This window comes from Anaerovorax odorimutans DSM 5092 (assembly GCF_000426305.1).
In the GTDB taxonomy this organism is placed as follows: Bacteria; Bacillota; Clostridia; order Peptostreptococcales; family Anaerovoracaceae; genus Anaerovorax; species Anaerovorax odorimutans.
In genome coordinates, this window is sequence record NZ_AUFC01000016.1 from 52,975 (window position 1) to 77,750 (window position 24,776).

Here is a 24,776-nt window from a genome sequence, read left to right on the forward strand (position 1 = left end):
ATTATCTTACCTTAAAGCTAATTAACGACTGTTAATAATTGAAATAACTTCTTTTAAAGGTAATCCTAATTCTTTTGCAATTTTTACACAATCATCAAGCTCCGGTTTGAATTTATCTTTGCCATTCATCTTAGAAACTTTTGCTCTTATAGGGCCAAAGGATGTTGATATTATTCTAATATCTCTGTCTAATACCATTCTGTTTGTTTCATTAACCCTAATTCCTAGAGTTCCCGTTTCGGAAAAAATTATAGCTGATAACTTTTCTGAATCTTCTTTTTTGCATATTACACTAAGTATCACTCCCGGTCTATTTTTCTTCATGTGAATTGGTATAAAATAAACGTCTAATGCACCTGCATCCATAAGTTTATCAAAGACATAGCCGAGAACCTCAGACGAACAGTCATCTATATTTGTTTCCATTATTAAGACTTTATCATCTTTAACATCTCCGTAATTACTTATTATATCTTTATCTCCATATCCAAGAACTACCCTAAGTGCATTTAATCTACCTGTTTCTGTTTTCCCGAAACCATATCCGACTTTTTCCACCTGCATTGGAGGCATTTTTCCGCAACTCTCTTTTAATGTTTTTAATATACCAAAGCCTGTAGGGGTAACAAGTTCTGCCTGAACATCTTCCGTAATTACTGTTATTCCACTGTCTTTCATCATTTGAACTACTGCAGGTACAGGAATGGGTAATCTACCATGCTGACAATCAACAAAACCCTGACCATCATGTACAGGCGAGCAGACTATTTCATCAACTCCAAGCATGTCAATACAAATGGCAGTCCCTACAATATCAACAATAGAATCAACTGCGCCCACTTCATGAAAATGTACTTCACCTAAGCTTTTGCCATGAACCACTGCTTCTGCCTTGGCAATTTCTGTAAAAATTTCAATTGCTATTTTTTTTGAATTCTCAGAAATATCACTGCTGTTTATAATATGACTTATATCTGTTAAACTTCGTTCCCTGTTATTATGATGATGGTGGTGGTGATTATTATTTTGTTCATCGTTACTATGGTCATGATGATAATGTTCGCAATTTATGTCGCCATTTAAAACAACTTTTACATCTGTTCCTGAAATTGAAAATCTATTTACTTTTTTAATTTCAATCTCATATCCTCTTACTCCCAGCTTTTTTATTTCTTCTATTACCTTTTTTTCATCCAATCCTAAATCTACTAATGCAGCAATAGTCATATCGCCGCTTATTCCTGCAAAGCAATCAAAGTACAAAATTTTTTCCATAATTATCCCCTCTTTTATTACAATCTATTAATATTAGATGCCAGATATCCTGCTCCGAATCCATTATCAATATTTACAACTCCAACTCCTGCAGCACAGCTGTTAAGCATTGTAAGTAATGCAGAAATTCCACCAAAAGAAGCTCCATACCCTATACTAGTAGGAACTGCAATAACCGGTTTATCCACAAGTCCTCCAACAACGCTGGCTAAAGCACCTTCCATTCCTGCAACAACAATTACTACATTTGCACTTCTGATTTTATCAATCCTAGCAAACAGTCTATGAATTCCTGCTACGCCCACATCATATATTCTTTCAACTTTATTTCCTATAATTTCAGCAGTAACAGCTGCCTCTTCTGCTACAGGTATATCCGCAGTTCCCGCAGTTACCACTGCAATAACCTTGTTATTAGTCTTTATTTCCTGCTTTTTTACGACTATCACTTTGGGGATTTCATAATAAAAAGCATCTTCTGCTACCTCTTTTACTTTATCAAAGATTTCTTTTGAAGCTCTTGTTGCTATAATATTTGAATTATTCCTCATCATTTTCTCTATAATTTGGGTTACTTGCTCTTTAGTCTTACCTTGACAAAAAATAACCTCCGGATATCCTGTTCTTAAATTTCTATGCTGATCAATTTTTACAAATTCTAAATCCTGAAAGGGTAAATCTTTTAATTTTTCCATGGCCTCTTTCGGTAATGTTTCTCCTGTCGCTACTTGATTCAAAATTTTCTCTAAATAAGCATTGTCCATCTTTAATCTCCATTAATTTTATCTATGTGTAACAATATTATAATTTTTTATATCTATATTCAAATTTCCCATTTTATATCCAGCTAAATCTAATGCTGCGTATTTAAAACCGTTATCCAAAGCAATTTTATTAACTTTATTCATTAAATCAATACTAAAAAATTTCTCTCTATCCTCAGGTAAAACCTCAATTCTGGCAACATTCCCGTGATCCCTTACTCTTACTTGTAAAAACCCTAATCTATGAAGTTCTTCTTCTATAATTCCTATTCTTTCTAATCTTTCTAAAGTAATTTCTTCTCCATAAGGTATCCTTGTTGCAAGACAAGCGTATGCAGGTTTATTCCAGACTGAGAGGCCCCTGTCCTTCAATGCTTTTCTGATTTCTTCCTTTGTTAAGTAAGCTTCTCTTAATGGACTTACAATGCCCATTTCTTCCAAAGCCTTTATTCCGGGTCTGTAATCATATGTATCATCTGCATTAGTTCCGTCGGCTACAATACTTATGCCATTCCTACAAGCAGTCTTTTGCAGTATTGTAAATATACTCTTTTTACAATTATAGCACCGATTTACTGTATTTTCACTAAATCCATCAAGTTCTTCCAATGATATGTCAACCTTTATATGATAAATACCTTGTTTTTTACAAAATTCATCTGCCTCTTTTATCTCTTCCTTTGAAAAAGCCGGGGAATTTACTGTTATGGCTGTTACATTATCTTTTAGTATTTCATGGGCAAAATAAAGTAAAAAGGTACTGTCTACACCACCTGAAAAAGCTATTGCAAACTTCTTATATTTTTTTATTATCTCTTCTAATTTTTTTAGTTTGTCCATACTTCTTATCCTTAAACTATAATGATTTTCTTAAGTATTTTTTTAAAAATGTCATTCTATGTAACTTGCATATGCCAAATTCATCTAATCCTTTATAATGGGCTTTTGTTCCATAACCTTTGTTTTTATCAAAGGCATAATAAGGAAATTCTTTATGATATTCCTGCATCATTCTATCCCTTGTCACTTTAGCTAGAATTGAGGCAGCTGCAATTGAAACACTCTTTGTATCTCCTTTTATAATACCCGTCTGAGCAATACTCATATCTTTTAAAGTAAGCGCATCTATTAAAATATGTTCTATACTTAAAGTATATATTTTATTTATTTTTGAGTTTACCTGCTCTATAGCGTCTTTCATTGCTATTTTTGTTGCTTCAAGTATATTAATTTCATCTATTATCAAATTATCAATAATTCCAATGCCATAACAAATAGAATTATCTATTATTTGGTCATATAACAACTCTCTCTTTTTTTCTGAAAGCTTTTTTGAATCATCAATACCCAATACATGAAAATCTTTAGGTAAAATAACTGCCGCTGCCACAACAGGGCCTGCTAACGGTCCTCTTCCCACTTCATCAACCCCAGCAATATAATTAATTCCTTTTGAATATAATTCTTCTTCAAAGACTTTCATATCTACCAATTTCTTATATAATTTTTCTTCTTTTGTCATTCTTTTACCTTAGGTCTTTCCAAGGAAATGCTACCTATCATACCGGCTCTGAATTCATCCATTACTGTTCTCCCTGTTCTCTCATAATCAATTTTATTGCCTGATTGAATAAAGCCACGTTTTTTTGCTATTTTTTCCATAGTATCTAAAGGAAGTTCTCCTAATTCTTCCAGTTTATATCTTTCCATTAAAAGATTAGGATATTCTTTTTGCAAAACAGTAATTAACTCCAGCGCCAAAGTAGCTATATCTAAAACCTCATCTTTTATAGATCCACAAAAAGCCAAGTTTAAACCTGCTTTAGGGTCTTCAAATTTAGGCCATAAAATTCCCGGTGTGTCTAAAAGCTGCATATCATTGCCTAAATTTATCCACTGTTTACCTTTAGTAACTCCCGGTTTATTCCCTGTCTTTGTACTTTTCTTTTTTGTTAGTCTGTTAATCAAAGAAGATTTTCCAACATTGGGTACTCCAACAATCATCATTCTAAGAGGCTTTTTACGAATATTTCCTTCATTTTTTTTGTTTTGTATTGATGTAAGAAGCTTAAGTAACTGCTGTACTCCGCTTCCGGACATGCAATTCATAGATAGTACATAATAACCTAACTCTTTAAAATGCTCTATCCATAAATTATTTGTTTTAATATCAGCTAGATCATTTTTATTTAAAATTATAATTCTCTTTTTATTTTTCACAAGTTCATCAATAATAGGATTACGACTGGAAATAGGAATACGTGCATCGATAACTTCAATTACCGCATCTACCATTTTAAGACTTTCCTGTATTAACTCTCTTGTCTTTTTCATATGTCCCGGGTACCAGTTAATATTTTCCATAGCTTCTCCTTTGCGTAGTTACTTAAAATAAAAATTTAAGAATCTAATACTGATAAATATCAATAGATTTTTTATATTTCATTAAATTTTAGTATCATCGGTTTCTTATTAATTATAACAATAAAAAAGTGACCTTGCCACTACTCAAATAATATTTACCATAAAAAAACAGAAACGCCATTAGTAAAAAAGATTAAATTATCTTGTATTGACATATATACGTATGAAAAATACTTCAACATAGTATTAAAAAATAAAAATATTTTCCGATATAATAAAGAAGGGGTGAATAAATATGAATATAGATACATCAAAATTTACGAGCATATTTCAACAAAATAAACCTAATATGCTTAATAATAGGCAATTGAGTATTCAAAAGCCTTTAAATAATATGCTGAATAAAATTGCCAATAAAGTCATGGATACTCAACAGAATGGTTCAGAGTATGAATTTCAGACTAAAATGCAGAATATTAAAACTGACACTTATACAAAAATACAAGAATCTGAAAATTTAGATGAAATAGAACCAGAAATATTAGAATATTACGCAGCTATTCTAAACCTTTATTCTAGGGATGCCAATTTCCATGAAGATGAATTAAATACTTTTAAAGAACAACTTATAAGTTTTGATCAAGATATTCAGAATTATCAAGATATCTTAAACGGCAACACAGATCTGCCCGATGATACTACTATGAATGATATCTTAAATTTATTGACAACAACAAAGCAGGCTCGTGAAGAATATTTAAAAAACAGCTGTAACAAATTAAATAAATGGGATTCATACAAAGCGGATTCCTTTGATCATACAATTAATAAAGTATTGGGGCAAAATAAATTTTCTGAAATGAGTGATAAAAATTGGCAAATTGATGCTTCCACATCTGATATTTACTCCGAGATAGACAGAGTATCAGAAGCAACAAGAAAAGTAAGCCAGACACTAAATGATGGACTTAAAAGGATATATGATGTTCTTGATAAAAAAGGATATGGTTATGAAAAGTATCAGCTGAATCAAACCACATCACAGAATAATAGCAATACATCTGTTGATAATGAAAATACGAATTCTTTACAATTATTATTAGCTTCAATGAAAAATGAAAGCTCTATACTAAGGTAAAATAATAAATACAAGGGTCATATGTAAGACCATCCAATTTAAGCCTTGACAATTACCAACATAAAAAATCCCCCAATAAAGATAATTTACCGCTAACCGTTTAGCTGTCATATGAAATAAATATGACTTTAGTAAATATCTTTATTGGAGGCCTGCTAAGTTCACATCTGTTTCCTAAATTGATTCCTTAGATTTAATCTTCGCAGCTTTACCAGTTCTTTCTCTCATATAGTTAAGCTTAGCTCTTCTAACATCACCTTGTCTAACTACTTCGATTTTATCAATTCTAGGTGAGTGAATAGGGAATGTCTTTTCAACTCCTACTCCAGAAGCAATTCTTCTAACTGTAAAAGTTTCTCCTAAACCACCATTCTGCTTTTTAAGTACAAATCCTTCAAAAATCTGAATTCTTTCTCTTGATCCTTCTTTAATCTTAATGTGTACTTTAAGTGTATCACCTACATTAAACTTTGGAATATCTGATTTTACATATTCCTGTTCAATCATTTTAATTACATCCATTGTCGTTATTTCCTCCTCTCTCCCAAGACGTTCTTGATGCTCAAACGTATAATATCATACTGCCATCAGCGGACCGCCCGTAATAACATTCAATATTTTAACATAACTTAGATTCTAAGGCAAGTACAATTTGATGTTATGACCGTTTATTCTCATATATTAATATCTTTTATTCTGTTATTATGTATTTATGCTCTTGGATGTGATTTATCATAAACATCTTTTATTCGATTTTTTGATACTGATAAATAAATTTGAGTTGCAGCTAAATCTTCATGTCCTAATAATTCCTGTAATGATTTTAAATCTGCTCCGTTTTGTATCATATGTACTGCAAATGAATTTCTCAAAGTCTGAGGAGTTAGTTTATCTATACCTGCAATCTTTGCATAATCCTTTAAAAGCTTCCAAAGCCCCTGCCTTGTCATCCTCTCTCCATAATAATTTAAAAGCAATGCCTTTTCTTCGCTGTTTTCGTTTTTAAGTAGCTTTGCTCTAGTTTCGTAAATATATTCTTCAAGAGCAGCTCGTGCAGGACGCCCCATAGGAATGATTCTAGCTTTGCCATGCTCTCCTGTACAAGTTACAAATCCCATCCTTAAATTAATATCTTCAACATTAGTATAAATAATTTCGCTTACTCTTATACCTGTGGCATAAAGCAATTCTAAAATCGCCCTGTCTCTTACTCCCTTAACTGACTTGTCCGGTTGAGCCAAAAGTCTGTCAATTTCTTCAAATGATAAATATTCAATAGTTTTTCTTTCTATTTTAGGAGATTTAATATTATTTGTTGGATTTTCAGACATATGCTTTTGCATTAACATAAAATTATAAAAAGACCTTAGAGAAGCTATTTTTCTGTTTACTGTAGCAGCTGATTTACCATCGTTTTTTAATTTCAGCAAATATGCTACAACCGCAGTATTTTTAACATCTCTAAGATCAAAAATTTGTTTTTCATCCATAATATTTAAAAATTCAACTAAATCTCTTTTATATGCCTGCAAGGAATTCTCTGCTAAATGTTTTTCTTTTTTACTATATTGTATAAATTCGTTAATGTAGTTATTCATTTTCATCTCCATTTGTTTCAAATAAATTAAAAACTATAAATAAGTATATATTATGAATTTTGTGTTTACAATAATAATTTTTATGTTCTTTATATTTTTTATTTATATATCGTTTATACTTTTCGTCATAAATCAGTCTTCTTGTACATATTTTAAAAAGAAGTATTATTTAAATGAAATCAATTAATTACACTAAAAATTTTAAGAAAGGAAAGTATTGATGTTATGCACATCTATACAAAATAAATTATGAAAAGGTTTATTTTTAACAATTCTACAGATTCTATTGTAAACAATGGAAAATATTTTATTGTTTCAATATTCTTTTTTATAATAGGAATATCCGCAGGTGTTTTCACAGAACTTATGATGAGTTCAGTTGAAAAAGGAAACGCTATTTCTTATTTTAATCAATATTTTCTTTTAGAAAATATGAACAATGATGCATTTACAAATATATTTATGAAATCTGCGGGAAGCAATCTGGGTATTTTTTTAGTAATAATATGTTCCGGGCTCAGTGCCATTGGCTTTCCCATAGCAATTGCCGCTTTAACATATAAAGGTGCTACTCTTGGTTTTTCAGCTGCCCTGTTAATAGAAAGTCTGTCTTTTAAAGGTATAGCTTTTATATTTACTTCTATGATTCCTCAGAACTTAATACTCATTCCAGCGTTCTTAGTTGCTACAGTCGTTTCTTTAAGCATGGCTTTTTACATTCTTTCCAATCGTAAAACCGGAATAAAAAAGAGCCTAGCAAGCAGCTCAGGCCCTTATGCTTTTTTAAATATTATAATTGCTTTAGTAATTTTAACAGGTTGTTTTGTAGAATCATTTATTTGCCCAATTTTAACGAAGCTAATAGGATAGCTGTAATAGTTTTACCATCTTGAATTTTTCCTTCTTTAATCATGTTTAAAAGTTCATCAATATCGTATGCATATGTTTCTATAGCTTCATTTTCATCAAAATCTGTTTCACCAGGTGTTAAATCTGTAGCAAAATAGATATATATAATCTCTGTAGAGTATCCAATGGAAGAATAAAAAGATGTCATAAACTCTATATTTCCTGCTGTATAACCAGTCTCTTCCTTTAGCTCTCTTAATGCAGTTATTCCTTGATCAGATTCTTCTCCCTTTTCAATCTTTCCTGCCGGAACCTCCAAAACAACTTTTTCTGCGGCTTTTCGGAATTGCTTTACTAATAAAAGCTTTCCCTCTTCATTTATAGCCGCTATAGCTACACCGCCGTTATGTTCAACAATTTCTCTATATGAAGTTTTATTATCTTTTACAGTTACTTTGTCCTTACGAACATTAAAAATTGTTCCTTCATAAATTCTTTCACTGGAAATTGTCTTTTCTTCAAATACCATTTCTATCACCTCGTCATTATCTTTGACTTTTCTATAGCTGCTTCCATTGCATTTACTATATTTTCATGAAAATCACTTTCTTTTAAAACATTTACAGCCTCTATTGTTGTTCCTCCCGGAGAACATACATTAATTCTAAGTTGAACAGGGTCAATATCTGTTTCTAAAACCATCTTTGACGCACCTAAAACCGACTGCGCAGCAAAAACTGTAGCCTGCTCTTTTGTCATTCCATTTTTTACAGCTCCATCTATCAATGCTTCAATAAACATATATGCATATGCAGGGCTGCTTCCTGAAATACCAATTATTGTATGAATCATATCTTCTGAAATAACTTCTGCTTTTCCTATAGTTTTAAAGATTTCAAATACTGGAGAAAACTCCTTATCTGTAACATTTTGGTTCTTACATACTGCCGTCATGCTTTCATTTACCATAGCTGGTGTATTTGGCATAATTCTAATAATTTTTGCATCGCTTCCAAGAAAACTTTCTATAAAATTAATACTCATACCTGCTGCCATAGAAACTACAATCTTGTTATTAGATAAAGCAGATTTTAATTCTGGTAATACAACTTCATATACATTGGGTTTTACTGCAATAACTATTACATCACTGCATTTTACTAACTCATTAATACTTTTACATGGATTAAGGCCAAGCTCTGTTACCATATTCGAAAGCTTCTCTTCATTTTTATCAAAAGCATATACTTCTTTTGCATTTAATGGATTTGCTTTAATATACCCTTTTATTATAGCACCGCCCATATTACCGGTACCAATAAATCCTAGTTTCATTCTGTACCTCCAATTATACTTTGAAAAAAACAGTTCCGCACTCCAGGTTCTCAGCCACATTCTTAATAATGTCCCTTTTCTTTCCATTAAGAAGCAGCATTGGAATACCGTATTCATTTACTTTTTTAGCAGCTCCGATCTTTGTTACAATTCCTCCTGTTCCAAAGCTGCTTTTTCCACAACATTCTATTTCATTCAATAATTTATCTATGTCAGAAACAATGGTTATAAGTTTTGCATCTTCATGATCCTTAGGATTTTTATCGAAGACTCCGTCAATATCACTTAAAATAATCAGCAGATCCGCATTCCAAAGGCTTGCTGTCAATGCACCTAAAGTATCATTATCTCCAATTTTAATTTCTTCAACACTTACACAATCGTTTTCATTTATAATGGGAACTACACCTTCATCCACTAAAGTAAACAAAGCATTTCGAATGTTTAAATTTCTAGTATGATCTCCGAAGTCTTCTCTTGTAAGAAGCATCTGTCCCACATGAATATCAAATTCTGCAAAATACTCCTTATAAGCCATCATCAACTCTACCTGACCAATAGAGCAAAGAGCCTGCTTGTAATTAATATCCCCTCTTCTACTCCATTTATTTATAGCTCCTACACCACAAATTCCTGCACCTGAAGAAACTATAATAATTTGTTTCCCTTGATTAATAAGTTCATTTACTTGTTCAATGATATTTTTTAGTGCAACTTTGTTTACATTTCCGTTATCATCAGAAAGTACATTGCTGCCTATTTTAATTACAATTTTTTTACTATCATTAATTATGTCACTTGATGTACACATACCTAAACCTTTAAATCAACCTCTCCGCCAATACAATTCTTATTTTCTGTGATTATTGGCCTAATATGTTCTTCTACAAATTGTTCTATCTGATCCGCTGATCTTCCAATATAATCTTTTGGATCTAATAATTTTTTTACATCTTCCACGGAAAGTCCAAATACGGGATCATTTGCAATTCGTTCTAATAAATCATTAGGTTTTCCTTCATCTTTTACTACTGAGCCTGCCTTCATAGAATGTTCTCTTATTCTTTCATGAAGTTCTTGTCTGTTTCCACCCTTTTTCACAGCTTCCATTAAGATATTCTCTGTGGCCATAAATGGTATTTCGCTCATTATACGCTGCAAGATTACTTTTTCATGTACAATTAATCCTGCTGTAACATTTCTGCATATATCTAAAATACCGTCAATACTCATAAAGCTTTGAGGTATTGATATTCTCCTGTTTGCAGAATCATCTAATGTTCTTTCAAACCATTGGGTACTTGCAGTATCAGCCGTATTAGCTGCTAAATTCATTGCATATCTTGCTAAAGATGCAACTCTTTCACTTCTCATTGGATTTCTCTTATATGCCATAGCTGATGATCCAATTTGTTTGCTTTCAAAAGGTTCTTCAACTTCTTTTAGATGTTGAAGTAATCTAATATCATTTGTCATTTTATGTGCACTTTGTCCAATTCCTGAAAGTGCTGACAAAACCATATAATCTATTTTTCTTGTATATGTTTGTCCTGAAAGAGCTACTACATTATCAAATCCTAGCTTTTCTATTACTCGTTTTTCTAGGTCATTAACCTTTTCCATATCGCCGTCGAAAAGTTCAACAAAGCTTGCCTGGGTTCCTGTTGTTCCTTTTACTCCTAAAAGGGGCAGAGTTTCAATTAATCTTGTTATTTCAATATAGTCAAAATAGAAGTCCTGAAGCCATAGTCCTGCTCTTTTGCCTACAGTAGTAAGCTGAGCTGCCTGAAAATGAGTAAAACCAAGTGTAGGAACTGACTTATTTTTTAATGCAAAGTTACTTAAATTATTCATTAAACTAATCAGTTTTTCTCTGACTAATTCTAAACCTTGCTTCATTACAATTATATCAGTATTATCGCCAACATAAGCACTTGTTGCACCTAAATGAATAATAGGTGCTGCCTTTGGACATTGGAGTCCATAAGCATATACATGAGACATTACATCATGTCTTGTTTCTTTTTCTCGTTTTTCCGCATCTTCATAATTTATATTGTTTTGAAACTTCTTTAATTCTTCAATCTGTTCGTCATTAATGGGAAGTCCAAGTTCCTTTTCTGCTTCAGCAAGTGCAATCCAAAGTTTTCTCCATGTGGAAAATTTAACATCAGAAGAAAAAATATGTGACATTTCCTTACTTGTATATCTTGTAATTAACGGATTTTCGTATAAATCTTTACTCATTATCGTGCCCTCCTTCTGCTTATAGAGAAAAATATATTCAAAATTATTTTAAACAAATTAATAACAATAGATTATACTATGTTTTTTCTTTGAAATCAAGCAATCATGCTTAATAAACAATATCTTACATACTGAAAAAAGACTGTATTTTTACAGTCTTTTTTCATGGACGATTATGTAATAAATTTATTATTTTCCAAGATACTATCTTGGTTCAACAATAAGTTTAATTGCCGTTCTTTCTTCCCCTTCAATCTGAATATCTGTAAATGCAGGAACGCATATTAAATCAATACCACTTGGTGCTACAAAGCCTCTGGCAATGGCCACAGCTTTAATAGATTGATTTAATGCTCCTGCCCCTATAGCTTGAATTTCGGCTCCCCCTTTTTCCCTTAATACTCCTGCCAAAGCTCCTGCAACTGAGTTAGGATTTGACTTTCCTGATACTTTTAAGACTTCCATTGTTATAACCTCCCTAATCCTTTAAATATTCCTTTTGATTTGCTTTATTATATTTTGTATTGTAACATAAATTTCAATTATTTTATCCATAAATCCTTCGACAGAAAACACCAATTTTAAAAAAATTATAATTTTTTTGTCTAATACTTGATTTTTTTGTTGTTATTAGTTATAATATGTACGTGGTTATCCCCCTGATAACCTCATTAATCTCTAATCCCAATACCCCTTTTGAACAAAACAAACTGCTCCCCTGCAGTTTGTTTTGTTTTTTGTACAAGTAATATATGCATTGAAAAGTAACGCTATTCAATGTTAAAATATCATTAAAAGGCGGTAAAAATCATGGAACTCATTACGAATTATTTTAAAGAAAATTTATATACTTCCAATATCTTTAACACCTATTTTAAAGATCTAAAGATAGGTGTTTTTGATATAGAAACAACTGGTCTTTATCCCAATAGAAACAGCTTAATATTGGGAGGTTTACTAGTTTCTTCACCAGACGGAATTGAAACAAAACAATATTTTGCAGATGAAAAAAAAGAAGAAAAATATATCCTTGAAACTTATACAAAGGATTTATCGAATTTAGATTTATTGATAAGTTATAATGGAAATAATTTTGATTTACCATTTATTAAAAGGAGATGTGAAAAACATAAAATCGATTTTGAACTTTCTCATTCACAAAGTTTGGATTTATATTGGGCTATAAATAAATATTCAAATCTGCGAAAAATCCTTCCAAATCTAAAGCAAAAAACTGTCGAAAATTTTATTGGTCTTTGGTCTGACAGAACAGATGAAATTTCCGGTAAAGAAAGTGTTGATCTATATAATGAGTATTTATGCAATAAAGATCAAAACATAAAAAACAAAATTCTTTTACATAATAAAGATGATTTATTGCAGTTATCAAGATTATTACAAATTACTAAGAAATTAGATTTTCATAAAATAATGTTTCATAATGGCTTTATTGTTACATATGAAGATAAAAAAATATATGTGGATAAAATAGAATTATTTAAAAATTCTATAAAAGTTTGCGGAACACATAAAAATATTAATATGGATTATAAATGCTTTAAAAATAATTATTACTCTTACTTTTCTAATGAAAATAAAAGATTTAATTTAAATATATCAGCCATTTTTGAATATAATCATATTTTTGTGGATTTAGAGGAAATCAATATTAATTACGATGTTTTAAAAAACTATGGTGGTTTTCAAAGTAATTATTTATTGATTAAAGATACTGAAATTATTTATTATACAGAAATTAATTGTCTCGTTAAATTAATTTTAGAAGAAATAATAAAAAGTTTTTAAAAAAATTTGTTATAATATATATATAAACATAAATTAAAATTATTTTACAAAAGAAGGTAATATTAAATGAAAACAAGTTCAAGATTAGATAAAGTTTTTAAACAAGCATTTCCTGTACCTTTTGATGATACCTCAAAGTTCGTTTTTGTCAGTGATGTTCATAGAGGAGACAATAGTCTATCAGATGAATTTGGAAGAAACCGACATATTTACTATCATGCTCTCAATCATTATTACCAGAATGGATTCACATATATAGAAGTCGGTGATGGAGATGAACTTCTCGAGCATCAAAAATACGAACATATTCGTAATTCTCATATATTTACATTTGATATGTTAAAAAAATTTTATAATTCAGGGCGAATGTATATGCTGTTTGGTAATCATAATATACAATTAAAAGATCCTACTTATGTTAAAAATAACTTATATCGTGTTTATGATGATTTTAATGAGGTTTACGAAGATTTGTTTCCGAATATTAGTGTACACGAAGCCCTTATTTTAACTCATAGAAAAACTAAACAAGAAATATTTGTAGTACATGGACATCAAGGTGATTTATTTAACGATCAGCTTTGGGGTGTTTCATATTTCTTAATAAGATACGTTTGGCGTTTCTTGCATATCGCAGGAGTAAAATATGCTGCAAGTCCGGCAAAAAATATTACAAAGCGTCATAGAATAGAGAAGAATTTTAACAAATGGAACCTAAAAAGAAATATAATAATAGTCTGTGGACATACCCATAGACCTAAATTCCCTAATCAAGATGATCCTGCATATTTTAATACCGGTTGTTGTATGCATCCCAGAGGTATTACATGCCTAGAGCTTTGTGAAGGTCAGTTTTCCTTAGTTCGCTGGAACATGCATAGTAAAGAAGATGGTACATTATTCATAAGACGTACAATAATAAAAGGTCCAAAACCAATTACTGAATATCAAAAAAGAGATACAGCAAAGGAGACTAACTAATGAGTAATATAAAAGAAATCACATCAAAAATTAAAACTGACAGCTTCAAAATGGCTTCCTTGGAATGTAAAATACGAGACAAAGCTTTAAAAGCTATATCTAATTCATTAATAAAAAATACTAATAAAATATTAGAAGCAAATCAATTAGATTTAAATGCAGCTATATCAAACAATTTAGCCGCACCAATTATTAAAAGACTTAAATTTGATGAACATAAAATGGCAGATGTTGTAACAGGAATTAATGATTTAATTTCTCTTCCAGATCCCCTCTTCAACAAATTATTGGAAAGAGAATTAGATACAGATTTAAAATTATTTAAAGTAACCTGCCCTATAGGGGTTATTGGTGTTATTTTTGAATCACGTCCTGACGCATTAGTGCAAATTGCTACATTATGTTTGAAAAGTGGAAACTGTGCAATTCTAAAAGGGGGAAGTGAAGCTGCAAATACAAATAAAATTTTATATACAATTATACATGATGCAGGTGTCTCTGCAGGTATTCCTGAAGGGTTTTTAACATTAATAGAAAACAGAGCTGATATCAACGAACTTTTAAAATGTCATGAAACAATTGACTTACTTATTCCACGAGGCTCTAATGAATTTGTGCAATATATTATGGAAAATTCTAAAATACCAGTTATGGGACATGCTGATGGTGTATGTCATGTATATGTTGACAAAGAAGCTGATTTATCAAAGGCAATCCCAATCATTACAGATGCGAAAACACAATATGTTGCAGCATGCAATACTGTGGAAACCTTGCTTGTTCACAGTGCTGTAGCTGATAAATTATTACCTGATTTAAAAACTGCTTTAGAAGACAGAAAGGTAACAATAAAAGGCTGCAATCGTACTAATAAAATTATTTGCTGCCAGATAGCTGATGAAAAAGACTTTGAAACTGAATACCTAGATTATATTATATCAATTAAAATTGTAGATTCTTTGGACGAAGCTATATATCATATAAACAAATATGGTTCTCACCATACAGATAGCATAATAACAGAAAATGCTGATATAGCAGAAAAGTTTATGCTTCTTGTTGATTCTGCCGGTGTATATCAAAATTGCTCTACAAGATTTGCAGATGGCTTTAGATATGGATTTGGAGCAGAAGTAGGAATCAGTACAGGAAAACTTCATGCAAGAGGTCCTGTAGGTCTGGAAGGTCTTGTAACATATAAATATAAACTTTATGGAAACGGAAATATAGTTTCTGATTATGCAGAAGAAAGAAAACATTTTAAATTTAAAGATTTATAATTCAGGAATTTGCTAATTTATCATAAAAAGACTGATAGTATTATCTATCAGCCTTTTTGTTTCTCATATTTATTTATTAAAAGATTCTTACCATTAATTATTATATATTACTTCTATTTTTCTAATTTTTCATTATTATCTATATACTCTTTTATCACTTGTATTGCATTATTTATATGAACACCCAGAGGTGCTTCAACTACGCTTACTACATGTATATGGCATCTGTTAATAGGAAGCAGTACTTTGTATGCTATACTTTCCCCAATGGCTTCAGCCATTTTAGGACTAAGTTCCCCCATCATGGAATTTGCATTTAAAATAGCGATAACACCAACGACAATATCCACATATTTCATATTATAGACAATGGCATTTTCTCCTGTGGCACCTTCATCAGCTCCTGCTCGAAGCATTTGTCCTGTAGCTACAGAATTTGTTCCTAATGCCAGAACTTGTACTTTAGGAAAAGACTCTTTTAATTTTTCAACAATTGCCCTGCCGATTCCTCCGCCTTGCCCATCTATAACTGCGATTTTCATTTGATTACCTCTTTTCTGTAGTAATTCATTTTAACTTGAATATTTTACAGAATAAAACTCTGTTTGTCAATTTTTTCACTTTTCTGTCTTTTCCTTAAGCAATTCACTTTTTTACTGCCATAAGAATAAGATATATTAAATTTGAAAGGCGGTGTAAAAAACTTGGGAATTACAATTATATCAACAATAGAGGCTCTTTTACTTACAGCAGCATTGACAACTGATGCATTTACAGCCAGTTTCGCTTATGGCACTAATAAAATTAAAATCCCCTTTTTATCACTTATGATTATTAATATAATCTGTACTTCTACTCTAATGCTTTCTCTTTTTATAGGCTATCTGATAAGACCATTTCTCCCTTCCCAACTAACAAACATAATTTGTTTTTTAATTTTATTGATTTTAGGAATCATAAAATTGTTTGATAGTTCTATTAAAACATATATAAGAAGAAAAAAAGGAATTAATACAAAGATAAATTTCTCTTTATTCCAATTGAATTTTATATTAACTATATATGCAGATCCAGAAGAGGCAGATTGTGATTTTTCCAGATCCTTATCGCCATTTGAAGCCGTGTCATTAGCCATCGCTCTTTCGTTAGATGGTCTTGCAGTGGGATTTGGCGCAGCATTATCTAATATAAATTATTTAGAAGTAATTGTTTTTTCTCTTCTACTTGGTATTATTGCTGTTAAATTAGGATTTTTTATAGGTAATAAAATAGCTGAAAAACTTTCTATTAATTTATCATATCTCAGTGGTATATTTCTAATACTGTTTGCCTTTATAAAACTTCATTAATTTTTTAATACACCATATAAACATAAAATAGATACCACATTTAAATGGTATCTATTTGTTTTACCTTATTGTTTTATTTTAATAAATTTCAAGATTACTCATCAGCATTTTGGTTATAGCAAAAACCATTGCCTCCTCCATGACCATTACCTTGACCTTGACCGTTGCCTTGTCCCTGTCCTTGTCCATTACCTTGTCCTTGACCCATATGTTGAGCTCCTTCACCTAAACCACAACATTCTGCTCCTTCACCGGAACAACCATTACCGGTTCCGTCACAAGACTCTTTATTTGTAGCTTCTTTAAATTCTTCCAATTTGCCTACATCATTTGCCATCATACCATATGTTTTTCCACTTTCAATTTTTTCAGAAACTACTTCCTCTAAAGACTTGCCGGTTATTCCTGCAAGAGCCTCTGCAGGTGTACTATAATCTGAAGCAGCAAATGCACTCACAGTGGAAACCCCCATCATCATTACTACTGCACCTATTGATGCAACTTTTTTTAAATTTTTCATATCATATCCTCCCTTTTTAAAAAAGTATTTTTAATATGTTCTTATAATACAAATTAAATATGACAAAATTATGTTTTTTTATTTATAAAAACGTGGTATTTTTTTAGCAAAGACATGATTTTGTCATAAGTTATTGCTATAATAAAATAAAAAATCATTTTGAGATTATGAGGTGAAAATATGCCATCAGTTTTAATAGCAGACGATAATAAACAAATTACATCTATTCTAGAAGAATACGTTAAAAAAGAAGGGTATACTTCAATTATTGCATTGGATGGTGAGGATGCTTTAAAAAAATTTCAGCAAAACAAGCCAGATATTTTATTACTTGATGTTATGATGCCTAAAATAGACGGATTTGAAATTTGCAGACAAATTAGAAAAACTTCAAGCGTTCCTATTATTATGATTACCGCACGAGGTGAAGATTTTGAGAAAATCATGGGTCTTGATATTGGAGCAGATGATTATATTGTAAAACCCTTCTCACCTTCTGAAGTTATGGCAAGGATAAGAGCAATCTTACGCAGAATAAATCAAAAGAAAGAATTAACTCAGCAAATATTTACATTTGATAATCTTTCAATCAATCTTGATGAATATACTGCCTCCATAAACTCACAAAATATTTTACTTACAAAAAAAGAAATTGAAATATTATGGACTCTTGCAACTAACAAAAACAGAGTATTTTCAAGAGATAGCCTTTTAAATACATTATGGGGGTATGATTATTATGGTGATAATCGTACTGTTGACTCTCACATTAAAAGACTCCGTTCAAAATTAGATGAATATGATCATCCTAATTGGGAAATAAAAACTATTTGGGGAGTAGGATATAAATTCGAGGTAAATTCAAATGTTTAAAAATAAAATTGCAGGCAAATTAGCATTATATTTTGCTGTATGCTTAATTGTCTTTTCTTTAATTATCGGAACATTATTCGTTATTCTTTTTAAAAATTATACTATAGAAATGCATAAAAATGATCTAAAAGAGAGAGCTGTTGAAATTTCCCAATCCCTCTCTAATTTCATGTCAGGTACTCAAGAAAAACAAGGAAATCACGGAAGTCATGCAGGTTATGGTGCTTATCTTCAATATATAAACGATATCGCAATGTCTGATGTATGGATTATCGATGAAAATTACCAATTAATTACCAAACCAGACGGACATTATAATCAAATTACTTATAAAGATCTTCCAGAAAATGCTGATATTGTTATTAATAAGGTTTTTAACGGAGAAACATCCTTTAGTGAAAATTTCAGTCAAGTACTTAAAGTACCAACTTTAACTGTAGGCACACCAATAAAAAGTGGTGATAAAGTTATTGGTGTAGTACTTCTTCATTCACCTGTAGAAGGTATTAATTCCGCAATAAAAAAAGGTTTTATAATATTTGGAATAAGTATTTTTATTGCACTTATAATTTCATTTTTACTGTCTTTATGGCTATCTAAAAATTTTACCGATCCTATTATCAGTAAAGAAGCTGCTGAAGCATTAAAAAATGAAAAACTTCGCACCGATTTTATTGCTAATATTTCACACGAACTGAGAACACCTATCACAGTAATACGTGGATCTTTGGAGGCTCTGTATGACGAAGTTGTAACAGATCCTATTAAAGTAAAAGAATATCATCTTCAAATGTTGAATGAAAGTAAAAGTTTACAGCTCCTGGTTGGTGATTTACTTGATTTATCTCGTCTACAAAATACTGACTTTGCCATAGAAATGCAAGAAATTAATTTTTGCCATGTAATCGAAGATGCTGTAAGAAGTGCCAATCAAATAGCTGCAAAGAAAAACATAAAAATAAAATTAGAAATGGATAATAAAAATTATACTATATGCGGTGATTATGGAAGATTAAGACAAATGCTTTTAATTATATTAGACAATGCCATAAAATTTTCTAAGGAAAATGAAGTAATTGAAATTGTATTAAAAGATAGTATACTTTCCATCAGAGATTATGGAATAGGAATCCCTGAAAATGATTTGCCTTATATTTTCGATAGATTTTATAAATCTCGATCAGAACAAAATAAAACAGGGACAGGATTAGGTCTTGCCATTGCAAAACAAATTGCAACCAGACATGGTATTAAATTAGCAGCAGAAAATGCATATGAAAAAGGTGCAAAGTTTATTTTTAAATTGTGAGTTATTAATGTTATTATATAAATGAATCACCTTATATATTTTTGCTCATAATCTAGTATGAGGTGATTTTATGAATGCGTATAAACTAACTTTTTTAATAACAGTTATAGCAATCGCAGTATCAAAACATTTATCAAAAGAACAAGTCTTTTTATTATCATCTATTACAAGGCAAATGTCGGATACTCTTATAACTATATCTAAAAATGAGTTTATTGAAAAGAAATTTTAATAATATGCTTTTTAATTACTTGCATAAATTTAAATATAATACCATAGAATACATTATATTTTATAAGGTGGTATAAGTATAATGACACATATTTTTAAACCAAAAGCTTTACTTACAAGTATTTTAATCAGTTTAGGAGTAGGATTTATTTCCTCCTTGTTAACAAAAAATAATATAAATCTATATGGAGAAATAGTAAAACCTTCTGTTTCTCCTCCAAGCTTTGTCTTCCCTATAGTATGGACCATTCTTTTTATACTTATGGGTATTTCAGCTTACTTAATTTATATATCAAATTCTTCTTATAAGAATACCGCACTAAAAATTTATGTAGCACAGTTAATTGTAAACTTTTTATGGTCTATCATTTTCTTTAATTTGCAAATGTATTTATTCGCTTTTATTTGGTTATTATTTTTACTTACTCTTATCATATTAATGATTGTAAGTTTTTCAAAAATAAACAAGTTGGCCGCTTATTTACAAATTCCTTATTTGATATGGGTAATATTTGCCGGTTATTTAAATTTAGCTATTTACTTATTAAATAAATAGAAAATATTTTAAGAATTTTAAAACCCAATTTTGATACCAAAATTGGGTTTTTATTTATAAATATATTTTGTTTTTTAATTTCTATTATGTAAACTTAAGTTTATAGTTTCAAAACATTTTAGAGCAGCGTTTTTCCCTTAATTTTAATGCTCGTATTATTTTTACATATATAAATTTAGATGATATATAATTTTATAAAATTCTTATTTTTCAACGTTTATAGTAATATTAAACAAAACATTTACTTTTCTATACACAGAAATTTTATACTTATTGATAACCAATATTTTATACATGTGTTCGTTTTATATTATTTATTTCTTTAATAAAAGAATTGCTTTATGGATTACAAATTTTACAAGGTTTATATCCTTCTTTTACAGCATCCTCTCTGGATTTAAAAAATACAACATTCCTGTCGGCTATTTTAGCCCCTGCTCTGCAATCTAAAGTATGAAATTTTTTAGTTTTGATATTTCCGATATATACTGCTTCTCTTTCTGATACAGTCCCTCTGTTTAATGTATATATACGCGATGGCTCTTCAATAGCTCCTGCATCATTTGCAGTTAAATTATTGCTGACATTAAAACTGTATGTTGTCCCATCAGTAGACATTATAATATCTCCACTTCTAAAGGTTCCATATAAGGATGAGCCTGCTTGCAATAATCGGGAAATCACATTCTCGTTTGGAAGATAAAAATCATTATCAATTCCTGCTGATATAATAGACACTTCCGGTTTTACTATATCTAAGAATTCTTGTGAAGTTGCTGTTCTTGAACCATGGTGCCCCACCTTCAATACATCAACATCAAAAAATTTATCTAAATTATCTCTTTCAACCGTTGTCTCTAAATCTCCCATAAATAATACTTTTACATTATTATAATCTATATAGCTTACAATGCTGTTTTCATTTGGTGTATCATAAATATTATCCATAGGCAAAATTTTAAACAAAGCTCTGTTTCCCATGTCTATTGCCGTATCAGTCACAGTTAAGTAATTACAATTAGGTTCCGAATTAACTGCAGAAATATATTCCTTGTATATATCAGTTGATGCTGTTCTTCCGTTGTCTATAATCTCATCTACTTCATAAGCCTTTAAAACATCAATCAAACCTCCGATATGGTCTTGATGTTCATGTGTAGCTAATACTAAATCTAAATCTCCATCTAAATAAGGCTTAATATACTCTATAACCTTTTTAGACGAGTTTTTCATACCTCCGTCTATTAATATTTCAAAGTCATTGTAATCTATAAAAATACTATCCCCTTGACCAACATCAATAAAATGAATATACATTATATTATCTGCATTACTTAAAACTACAACAGTATCTTTATTCTCATCCCACCTGACAGAAGCTCCAAAAGCCTCAAGCACACACCGAATTGGGAGATATGTTCTGTTATCCTTAATAATCGCTGCTGTATCATTGGGAATTATTTCTGAATTTTTATATATATAATTCTTCCCTATAGGGATTTCCACTCTTATTCCATTTTTTTCTGCAATTGCCACTTGCCCTTCTTCATCCCAATGCACAGTTGCTCCAAATTGTTCCATAACAGCTCTGAAAGGTACTTGCATACGATTAGCTTCATCTACAAATGGAGATTCATAATCATTATTGAATTTTACTTGCTGTCCATCAATTTCTATATCCATAGCAAATACAGGAGCTGTCCATATGATTATAAAAATAAAAGACATTATAGTTGAAATTAATTTTCTCATTTTCACCGCCATCCATTTTGTGGAATTTAATCATCAATATACTTAACTACGAAATAATACCTCATCCATAACAATAAAACAATAACTTTTCCATCATAATTAACATTATAAATGTAATTTAATAAAAAATTGGGGACATAATAAAATAAAAAAGAAAGAGGTGTTATACATGGCAGTCTCACATAAAGGTGCAATAAGTTTTGGTTTAGTTCATATCCCTGTAGGACTATACACTGCTACAAGAGACAATGATATACATTTTAATCAGTTGTGTAAAGAAGATAATAGCCGAGTAAGATACAAAAAAGTATGTGCCGGATGCGGTAAAGAAGTATCGTCTGACGATATTATAAAAGGCTTTGAATATGATAAAGATAAATATGTTATTGTAACAGATGAAGATTTTGAAAAAATCAAAACAGAAAAAGATCGTACAATTCAAATCTTACATTTCTCAGATCTAAAAAGTATACAGCCTATTTACTATGATAAAACCTACCATGCGGTTCCCGAAACAGGAGGAGAAAAAGCTTTTGAACTTCTGCGGGAAGCTATGAAACAGGAGAACAAGGTTGCCATAGCAAAAACAGTTATGGGAAACAGCGAAACATTATTATGTATTATCCCAACTGAAGATGGAATTTTTATTGAAAAGATGTTCTTTTCCGATGAAATCAAGGAAATACCTAAAGCATATACAAAACCGGATGTAAATGAAAGTGAGCTTACTATGGCAAAAACATTAATAGACTCCATGGTAAAGCCTTTTGAGCCCAAATTATATAAGGATGAATATCAAGTACGCTTAAAGCAATTAATAGAAGATAAAATTGCAGGAAAAGAAATTATTGCATCAAAAGCAAAAGATAAAGGAAATGTTATTGATCTTATGGAAGCTCTGCAAAAAAGTATAGAAGAAGCAACGCCTGTTAAAAAGAAAAAAAGTACTAAGAAAAAACAAGGTGCTTAGATGGATATTTTTGAATCAAAATCTTAAATCATTGCTTATAAGCTTAGAGAGTTCACCTTTTGATAAAATTAATTAGATTTTCCAAAATTAAAATATCTCCGCCATTTTTAAATATCCCTAAGAGAAGTAACAATAAAAATGTTGCTTGGATTGTTCCAACCCTTTTATGTACGGTTAAATACATGCAAAAAACTTCTTCCGCTTCTTTAAGACAGCCAGTATTTAAAGGACTTGGACGTGATAAAGAAACTAAAGATTGTAAAATTAAAAATTAATAAAAAGTTTTATAAATGGAAAAAACAGAAGTAGTCTACTTACTGCTTCTGTTTTATTGTGAACAGTATTTTTTTGTTATTACTGCTTTTCAGAGCAATTTTTGCAGTCATCTAAGCTGCTGTTCTGATCTTTGTTTTGGTCAAAATTCTTCAACTGCTTTTCTTTACTTCTATTTGATTCACTCTTTTGTAAATCATCTATTCTGTTATTATCCATTTTTATCACCTCCATAAGTATTATTATCATTAAACTGATAAATATACTCTAATCTTATAGAAATTTAGTATTTTTTAATATTTTACACCCTACCCCTTATTATAAAATCTTAAAAATATGGTATAATAATATTAAAGGAGGCAAAAAATGAATAAAAATTTGATGAAGTTTAAATTATGCTCTTATCGGCAAGCTCTGAAAAAAGCTATTGAAAAGAATGATAAAAATGCCATAAAATGTTGGAAAGCCGATATTAAATCCTTAAAACAAGAAATTGAACATACTGTATAATTTAAAACGAAAAAGAAGTTATTGACTTCTTTTTTTGTGTTTGTATATTATATAACATTAATATTCTATAGTATATTTTTCAACATCCTTTATCTCCACAAATTTTAATTGTTTCAACACTTTTCCACACATCCTGATAATTTGTATACAATTTTATCCAATTATAGTTGTGGATAAAATTTAGATATATAAACCTCTACTTTTCAATATTTATTTATTGTTCTTAAAATAAAAACTATAATTATCCACAGTTTTATTACTTTAAGTATATAATTAGAATCTTACTTTAATTATTTATACATTAAAAGTTTTAAAAATATAATAATTCACATAATATAAAAGTCTAACATAATATATAAAGTACTTACCCTAAACATGAAGGGAGGTATTTTCTATGAGATGTTGTTGTAGATGTTACTGCAGATGTTATTGCAGGTGTTGTTGTAGGTGTTGTTGCAGATGTTGCTGTTGTAGATGTTGCTGCAGACGTTATTGCTGCTAAGATCATGAATGTTGAAACTGATAGTTAAAATATATAATAACTGAATTTAAAATTAATAATAAATTAAATTTTTTAATATAGAAGCATCCTCAGTTAATTGAGGATGCTTCTTATTATGAGGTAATTAATTATTTTTTAAATATGTTAAACTATAAAACTAAGTGTAACAGTTAATGATAATATAAAATAGCTCTTAATAAAAACTTATTTTAAAATTTTTACTCCAAAACTATAAACTTGAAGGTTAAATATAACTAAGAGTAATTTATACAAATGAATACGAGTGGCATAGAT

At 30.0% G+C, this 24,776-nt stretch carries 29 protein-coding genes; 13 read left to right on the forward strand and 16 right to left on the reverse strand.

What is annotated here, in order from left to right:
- Positions 1–21 precede the first annotated feature (21 nt).
- The 5 genes from larC to ylqF are packed head-to-tail and all read right to left on the reverse strand — an operon-like array spanning position 22 to position 4,403.
- The gene (gene larC, locus K292_RS0107210; RefSeq protein WP_027399273.1) at positions 22–1,275 is read right to left on the reverse strand and encodes a nickel pincer cofactor biosynthesis protein LarC; all 1,254 of its coding nucleotides are present in this window, start codon (positions 1,273–1,275) and stop codon (positions 22–24) included.
- Between the two features lie 17 nt (positions 1,276–1,292).
- Positions 1,293–2,039, reverse strand: coding sequence for a nickel pincer cofactor biosynthesis protein LarB (gene larB / locus K292_RS0107215; protein WP_027399274.1), 747 nt, complete (start codon positions 2,037–2,039; stop codon positions 1,293–1,295).
- Positions 2,040–2,057: 18 nt separating this feature from the next.
- Positions 2,058–2,879: an ATP-dependent sacrificial sulfur transferase LarE gene (gene larE, locus K292_RS0107220; protein ID WP_027399275.1), complete on the reverse strand. Its 822-nt coding sequence runs from the start codon at positions 2,877–2,879 to the stop codon at positions 2,058–2,060.
- 16 nt (positions 2,880–2,895) lie between these two features.
- Positions 2,896–3,561, reverse strand: a complete 666-nt coding sequence (locus tag K292_RS16350) for a ribonuclease HII (protein WP_051280479.1) — start codon at positions 3,559–3,561, stop codon at positions 2,896–2,898.
- A complete protein-coding gene (gene ylqF, locus K292_RS16355; protein WP_037372763.1) occupies positions 3,558–4,403 on the reverse strand; it encodes a ribosome biogenesis GTPase YlqF in 846 nt (281 codons plus the stop codon). The genes K292_RS16350 and ylqF overlap by 4 nt, the downstream gene beginning before the upstream one ends.
- A gap of 295 nt (positions 4,404–4,698) precedes the next feature.
- Between ylqF and K292_RS16360 the strand changes: the two genes are divergently transcribed.
- Positions 4,699–5,541 (forward strand): hypothetical protein, encoded by an 843-nt coding sequence (locus tag K292_RS16360; protein ID WP_037372765.1) that lies wholly within the window; start codon positions 4,699–4,701, stop codon positions 5,539–5,541.
- Between the two features lie 174 nt (positions 5,542–5,715).
- Here K292_RS16360 and rplS read toward each other — a convergent pair whose 3' ends face one another.
- Positions 5,716–6,063 (reverse strand): 50S ribosomal protein L19, encoded by a 348-nt coding sequence (rplS, locus tag K292_RS0107235; protein WP_027399276.1) that lies wholly within the window; start codon positions 6,061–6,063, stop codon positions 5,716–5,718.
- A 188-nt stretch (positions 6,064–6,251) separates the two neighbouring features.
- Positions 6,252–7,139 carry a site-specific tyrosine recombinase gene (locus tag K292_RS0107240; RefSeq protein ID WP_027399277.1) on the reverse strand — a complete coding sequence of 296 codons (888 nt, stop codon included), beginning with the start codon at positions 7,137–7,139 and terminating at the stop codon, positions 6,252–6,254.
- Positions 7,140–7,388: 249 nt separating this feature from the next.
- Between K292_RS0107240 and spoIIM the strand changes: the two genes are divergently transcribed.
- Positions 7,389–8,009 (forward strand): stage II sporulation protein M, encoded by a 621-nt coding sequence (spoIIM, locus tag K292_RS0107245; RefSeq protein WP_027399278.1) that lies wholly within the window; start codon positions 7,389–7,391, stop codon positions 8,007–8,009.
- Here the strand turns inward: spoIIM and K292_RS0107250 are convergent.
- The 5 genes from K292_RS0107250 to K292_RS0107270 all read right to left on the reverse strand — a co-directional run bounded on the left by K292_RS0107250 (position 7,975) and on the right by K292_RS0107270 (position 12,035).
- The gene (locus K292_RS0107250) at positions 7,975–8,517 is read right to left on the reverse strand and encodes an NUDIX hydrolase (RefSeq protein ID WP_027399279.1); all 543 of its coding nucleotides are present in this window, start codon (positions 8,515–8,517) and stop codon (positions 7,975–7,977) included. The genes spoIIM and K292_RS0107250 overlap by 35 nt on opposite strands.
- Before the next feature lie 5 nt (positions 8,518–8,522).
- Positions 8,523–9,323, reverse strand: a complete 801-nt coding sequence (gene proC, locus K292_RS0107255; RefSeq protein WP_027399280.1) for a pyrroline-5-carboxylate reductase — start codon at positions 9,321–9,323, stop codon at positions 8,523–8,525.
- Positions 9,324–9,336: 13 nt separating this feature from the next.
- Positions 9,337–10,134 (reverse strand): glutamate 5-kinase, encoded by a 798-nt coding sequence (proB, locus tag K292_RS0107260; protein ID WP_037372767.1) that lies wholly within the window; start codon positions 10,132–10,134, stop codon positions 9,337–9,339.
- A gap of 2 nt (positions 10,135–10,136) precedes the next feature.
- Positions 10,137–11,570, reverse strand: a complete 1,434-nt coding sequence (gene purB, locus K292_RS0107265) for an adenylosuccinate lyase (protein ID WP_027399282.1) — start codon at positions 11,568–11,570, stop codon at positions 10,137–10,139.
- A 204-nt stretch (positions 11,571–11,774) separates the two neighbouring features.
- Positions 11,775–12,035, reverse strand: a complete 261-nt coding sequence (locus K292_RS0107270) for a stage V sporulation protein S (RefSeq protein WP_027399283.1) — start codon at positions 12,033–12,035, stop codon at positions 11,775–11,777.
- Positions 12,036–12,380: 345 nt separating this feature from the next.
- On the opposite strand from K292_RS0107270, the gene K292_RS17820 reads away from it, so the two are divergent.
- From K292_RS17820 to K292_RS0107285, 3 genes are all read left to right on the forward strand, one after another.
- Entirely contained in the window at positions 12,381–13,376 is a 996-nt protein-coding gene (locus K292_RS17820) for a ribonuclease H-like domain-containing protein (protein WP_051280481.1), read from the forward strand.
- A 66-nt stretch (positions 13,377–13,442) separates the two neighbouring features.
- Positions 13,443–14,357 carry a metallophosphoesterase family protein gene (locus K292_RS0107280; protein ID WP_027399284.1) on the forward strand — a complete coding sequence of 305 codons (915 nt, stop codon included), beginning with the start codon at positions 13,443–13,445 and terminating at the stop codon, positions 14,355–14,357.
- Entirely contained in the window at positions 14,357–15,637 is a 1,281-nt protein-coding gene (locus tag K292_RS0107285) for a glutamate-5-semialdehyde dehydrogenase (RefSeq protein WP_027399285.1), read from the forward strand. The genes K292_RS0107280 and K292_RS0107285 overlap by 1 nt, the downstream gene beginning before the upstream one ends.
- 113 nt (positions 15,638–15,750) lie before the next feature.
- On the opposite strand, the gene K292_RS0107290 is transcribed toward K292_RS0107285, so the two are convergent.
- A complete protein-coding gene (locus K292_RS0107290) occupies positions 15,751–16,179 on the reverse strand; it encodes a DUF3842 family protein (protein ID WP_027399286.1) in 429 nt (142 codons plus the stop codon).
- Between the two features lie 162 nt (positions 16,180–16,341).
- On the opposite strand from K292_RS0107290, the gene ytaF reads away from it, so the two are divergent.
- Positions 16,342–16,986, forward strand: a complete 645-nt coding sequence (gene ytaF / locus K292_RS0107295; protein ID WP_027399287.1) for a sporulation membrane protein YtaF — start codon at positions 16,342–16,344, stop codon at positions 16,984–16,986.
- 94 nt (positions 16,987–17,080) lie between these two features.
- On the opposite strand, the gene K292_RS0107300 is transcribed toward ytaF, so the two are convergent.
- Positions 17,081–17,506: a hypothetical protein gene (locus K292_RS0107300; protein WP_027399288.1), complete on the reverse strand. Its 426-nt coding sequence runs from the start codon at positions 17,504–17,506 to the stop codon at positions 17,081–17,083.
- Positions 17,507–17,686: 180 nt separating this feature from the next.
- Between K292_RS0107300 and K292_RS0107305 the strand changes: the two genes are divergently transcribed.
- From K292_RS0107305 to K292_RS0107320, 4 genes are all read left to right on the forward strand, one after another.
- Positions 17,687–18,379, forward strand: coding sequence for a response regulator transcription factor (locus K292_RS0107305; RefSeq protein WP_027399289.1), 693 nt, complete (start codon positions 17,687–17,689; stop codon positions 18,377–18,379).
- The gene (locus K292_RS0107310) at positions 18,372–19,688 is read left to right on the forward strand and encodes a sensor histidine kinase (RefSeq protein ID WP_027399290.1); all 1,317 of its coding nucleotides are present in this window, start codon (positions 18,372–18,374) and stop codon (positions 19,686–19,688) included. The genes K292_RS0107305 and K292_RS0107310 overlap by 8 nt, the downstream gene beginning before the upstream one ends.
- 70 nt (positions 19,689–19,758) lie before the next feature.
- Positions 19,759–19,920 carry a hypothetical protein gene (locus K292_RS18575; protein ID WP_156900496.1) on the forward strand — a complete coding sequence of 54 codons (162 nt, stop codon included), beginning with the start codon at positions 19,759–19,761 and terminating at the stop codon, positions 19,918–19,920.
- A gap of 81 nt (positions 19,921–20,001) precedes the next feature.
- Complete coding sequence (locus K292_RS0107320; RefSeq protein WP_037372769.1) at positions 20,002–20,475, forward strand: TspO/MBR family protein; 474 nt, start codon at positions 20,002–20,004, stop codon at positions 20,473–20,475.
- 339 nt (positions 20,476–20,814) lie between these two features.
- Here the strand turns inward: K292_RS0107320 and K292_RS17825 are convergent, their stop codons facing one another.
- Positions 20,815–22,227, reverse strand: coding sequence for a stalk domain-containing protein (locus K292_RS17825; protein ID WP_027399292.1), 1,413 nt, complete (start codon positions 22,225–22,227; stop codon positions 20,815–20,817).
- Between the two features lie 169 nt (positions 22,228–22,396).
- Between K292_RS17825 and ku the strand changes: the two genes are divergently transcribed.
- Together ku and K292_RS0107335 are read left to right on the forward strand one after the other, a co-directional pair.
- Positions 22,397–23,197 (forward strand): non-homologous end joining protein Ku, encoded by an 801-nt coding sequence (ku, locus tag K292_RS0107330; RefSeq protein WP_027399293.1) that lies wholly within the window; start codon positions 22,397–22,399, stop codon positions 23,195–23,197.
- Positions 23,198–23,256: 59 nt separating this feature from the next.
- On the forward strand, positions 23,257–23,472 hold the full coding sequence (locus K292_RS0107335; RefSeq protein ID WP_027399294.1) for an ATP dependent DNA ligase: 216 nt from the start codon (positions 23,257–23,259) through the stop codon (positions 23,470–23,472).
- A 79-nt stretch (positions 23,473–23,551) separates the two neighbouring features.
- On the opposite strand, the gene K292_RS18580 is transcribed toward K292_RS0107335, so the two are convergent.
- The gene (locus K292_RS18580; protein ID WP_156900497.1) at positions 23,552–23,689 is read right to left on the reverse strand and encodes a hypothetical protein; all 138 of its coding nucleotides are present in this window, start codon (positions 23,687–23,689) and stop codon (positions 23,552–23,554) included.
- Between the two features lie 147 nt (positions 23,690–23,836).
- On the opposite strand from K292_RS18580, the gene K292_RS18585 reads away from it, so the two are divergent.
- The gene (locus tag K292_RS18585) at positions 23,837–23,980 is read left to right on the forward strand and encodes a hypothetical protein (RefSeq protein WP_156900498.1); all 144 of its coding nucleotides are present in this window, start codon (positions 23,837–23,839) and stop codon (positions 23,978–23,980) included.
- Positions 23,981–24,776: the final 796 nt, after the last annotated feature.

Excerpts from the sequence above, each read along its gene's own strand:
- larC (WP_027399273.1), bottom strand. The coding sequence starts at position 1,275 with ATGGAAAAAATTTTGTACTTTGATTGCTTTGCAGGAATAAGCGGCGAT.
- larB (WP_027399274.1), bottom strand. The coding sequence starts at position 2,039 with ATGGACAATGCTTATTTAGAGAAAATTTTGAATCAAGTAGCGACAGGA.
- larE (WP_027399275.1), bottom strand. The coding sequence starts at position 2,879 with ATGGACAAACTAAAAAAATTAGAAGAGATAATAAAAAAATATAAGAAG.
- K292_RS16350 (WP_051280479.1), bottom strand. The coding sequence starts at position 3,561 with ATGACAAAAGAAGAAAAATTATATAAGAAATTGGTAGATATGAAAGTC.
- ylqF (WP_037372763.1), bottom strand. The coding sequence starts at position 4,403 with ATGGAAAATATTAACTGGTACCCGGGACATATGAAAAAGACAAGAGAG.
- K292_RS16360 (WP_037372765.1), top strand. The coding sequence starts at position 4,699 with ATGAATATAGATACATCAAAATTTACGAGCATATTTCAACAAAATAAA.
- rplS (WP_027399276.1), bottom strand. The coding sequence starts at position 6,063 with ATGGATGTAATTAAAATGATTGAACAGGAATATGTAAAATCAGATATT.
- K292_RS0107240 (WP_027399277.1), bottom strand. The coding sequence starts at position 7,139 with ATGAATAACTACATTAACGAATTTATACAATATAGTAAAAAAGAAAAA.
- spoIIM (WP_027399278.1), top strand. The coding sequence starts at position 7,389 with ATGAAAAGGTTTATTTTTAACAATTCTACAGATTCTATTGTAAACAAT.
- K292_RS0107250 (WP_027399279.1), bottom strand. The coding sequence starts at position 8,517 with ATGGTATTTGAAGAAAAGACAATTTCCAGTGAAAGAATTTATGAAGGA.
- proC (WP_027399280.1), bottom strand. The coding sequence starts at position 9,323 with ATGAAACTAGGATTTATTGGTACCGGTAATATGGGCGGTGCTATAATA.
- proB (WP_037372767.1), bottom strand. The coding sequence starts at position 10,134 with ATGTGTACATCAAGTGACATAATTAATGATAGTAAAAAAATTGTAATT.
- purB (WP_027399282.1), bottom strand. The coding sequence starts at position 11,570 with ATGAGTAAAGATTTATACGAAAATCCGTTAATTACAAGATATACAAGT.
- K292_RS0107270 (WP_027399283.1), bottom strand. The coding sequence starts at position 12,035 with ATGGAAGTCTTAAAAGTATCAGGAAAGTCAAATCCTAACTCAGTTGCA.
- K292_RS17820 (WP_051280481.1), top strand. The coding sequence starts at position 12,381 with ATGGAACTCATTACGAATTATTTTAAAGAAAATTTATATACTTCCAAT.
- K292_RS0107280 (WP_027399284.1), top strand. The coding sequence starts at position 13,443 with ATGAAAACAAGTTCAAGATTAGATAAAGTTTTTAAACAAGCATTTCCT.
- K292_RS0107285 (WP_027399285.1), top strand. The coding sequence starts at position 14,357 with ATGAGTAATATAAAAGAAATCACATCAAAAATTAAAACTGACAGCTTC.
- K292_RS0107290 (WP_027399286.1), bottom strand. The coding sequence starts at position 16,179 with ATGAAAATCGCAGTTATAGATGGGCAAGGCGGAGGAATCGGCAGGGCA.
- K292_RS0107300 (WP_027399288.1), bottom strand. The coding sequence starts at position 17,506 with ATGAAAAATTTAAAAAAAGTTGCATCAATAGGTGCAGTAGTAATGATG.
- K292_RS0107305 (WP_027399289.1), top strand. The coding sequence starts at position 17,687 with ATGCCATCAGTTTTAATAGCAGACGATAATAAACAAATTACATCTATT.
- K292_RS0107310 (WP_027399290.1), top strand. The coding sequence starts at position 18,372 with ATGTTTAAAAATAAAATTGCAGGCAAATTAGCATTATATTTTGCTGTA.
- K292_RS18575 (WP_156900496.1), top strand. The coding sequence starts at position 19,759 with ATGAATGCGTATAAACTAACTTTTTTAATAACAGTTATAGCAATCGCA.
- K292_RS0107320 (WP_037372769.1), top strand. The coding sequence starts at position 20,002 with ATGACACATATTTTTAAACCAAAAGCTTTACTTACAAGTATTTTAATC.
- K292_RS17825 (WP_027399292.1), bottom strand. The coding sequence starts at position 22,227 with ATGAGAAAATTAATTTCAACTATAATGTCTTTTATTTTTATAATCATA.
- ku (WP_027399293.1), top strand. The coding sequence starts at position 22,397 with ATGGCAGTCTCACATAAAGGTGCAATAAGTTTTGGTTTAGTTCATATC.
- K292_RS18580 (WP_156900497.1), bottom strand. The coding sequence starts at position 23,689 with ATGGATAATAACAGAATAGATGATTTACAAAAGAGTGAATCAAATAGA.
- K292_RS18585 (WP_156900498.1), top strand. The coding sequence starts at position 23,837 with ATGAATAAAAATTTGATGAAGTTTAAATTATGCTCTTATCGGCAAGCT.